The organism is Nonomuraea sp. NPDC049784 (genome assembly GCF_040659615.1).
Taxonomy (GTDB): domain Bacteria; phylum Actinomycetota; class Actinomycetes; order Streptosporangiales; family Streptosporangiaceae; genus Nonomuraea.
This window is the reverse complement of the sequence record NZ_JBFAMX010001200.1, coordinates 1-1,423: the sequence shown is the minus strand read 5'-3', so window position 1 is coordinate 1,423 and position 1,423 is coordinate 1. Positions and strand designations below refer to the sequence as shown.

Annotated in this window: 1 protein-coding gene; it reads left to right on the top strand. The window is 66.9% G+C overall.

The window, feature by feature from the left end:
• Window positions 1–123: 123 nt before the first annotated feature.
• The gene (locus AB0J09_RS64705) at window positions 124–1,365 is read left to right on the top strand and encodes an IS256 family transposase (RefSeq protein WP_360714417.1); all 1,242 of its coding nucleotides are present in this window, start codon (window positions 124–126) and stop codon (window positions 1,363–1,365) included.
• Window positions 1,366–1,423: the final 58 nt, after the last annotated feature.

Sequence of the window (1,423 nt, the reverse complement as noted above, 5' to 3'; positions counted from 1 at the left end):
GGTTGCGTCCGCGGGAGTGGTGTACGAGTTTGGCCTGGTCACAGGCGTGGCGTCGTGAAATGAAGACGGCCATCGCGTGATCCTTCGAGTAGCAAAGATCAAGATTCGAAGGAGAACCAGGCGATGGCCGCAGACAACAGTGTGACGCCCGCGCAGTGGCTGGCGCGGCAGATCGAGACCGACGACCCGGATCTGTTGCGATCCATGGTGAAGACCATGGCCGAAGCGTTGATGTCAGCCGAGGCAGACAGCCTGTGCGGGGCCGCCTATGGTCAGCGCAGCGACGGGCGGACCAACTCCCGTAACGGCTACCGCCGCCGCGAGTGGGACACCCGCTCCGGCACCATCGAGCTCGCGATTCCGAAGCTACGCTCCGGCTCCTACTATCCGGACTGGCTGCTGGAACGCAGGCGGCGGGCCGAGCAGGCGCTCATCAGCGTGGTCGCCACCAGCTACCTGCTCGGCGTCTCCACGCGCAGAGTCGACAAGCTCGTCGAGCAGCTCGGGATCAAGCACATCTCCAAAAGCCAGGTCTCGCAGATGGCCAAGACGCTGGATGAGCAGGTCGAGGCGTTCCGGACGCGCGCTTTGGACGCCGGCCCGTACACGTTCGTGTGGCTGGACGCGCTGACGCAGAAGGTGCGTGAGGGTGGGCGCACGATCAATGTGCATTGCCTGGTCGCTACCGGTGTCAACGCCAACGGCCAGCGCGAGGTCCTCGGCCTGGACGTGACCTCCGCCGAGGACGGCGCCGGCTGGCTGGCGTTCCTGCGCAGCCTGGTCGCCCGCGGCCTGTCGGGCGTCCAGTTGGTCGTCTCCGACGCTCACCGGGGGCTGGTGGAGGCGATCGGTGCCAGCCTGGCGGGCGCGGCCTGGCAGCGGTGCCGGACCCATTACCTGCGTAATCTGCTCACGACCGTGCCCAAGTCGGCGCAGCCGTGGGTGGCCACGCTGGTGCGCACCATCTTCGACCAGCCCACCGCCGAACAGGTCCGCGCTCAGCACGCCTGGGTCATCGACGCCCTGGAGACCAAGTACCCGGCCGCGTGCGAGCATCTGGACGCCGCCCGGGAGGATCTGCTGGCCTTCGCTGCCTTCCCGCGCGAGACCTGGCGGCAGATCTGGTCGAATAATCCGCAGGAGCGGCTGAACAAAGAGATCCGCCGCCGCACCGACGTGGTCGGCATCTTCCCCGACCGAGCCGCGATCATCCGGCTGGTCGGCGCGGTGCTGGCCGAGCAGACCGACGAATGGACCGAAGCCCGCCGCTACATGGGCCTGGACATCCTCGCTAAGGCCCGCGTCCGGCTCGTCACCAGCGACACACCGGTCCCCAACCCGCTCCCGCAGACACTTACCGCTTAACCTGCAGAAACAGGATCACGCGAAGATCGATTCATACACCACGTCCGTGGACGTGACC

Bases quoted from the DNA above. Each gene is read 5' to 3' on its own strand.
- AB0J09_RS64705 (WP_360714417.1), top strand. From the start codon at position 124: ATGGCCGCAGACAACAGTGTGACGCCCGCGCAGTGGCTGGCGCGGCAG.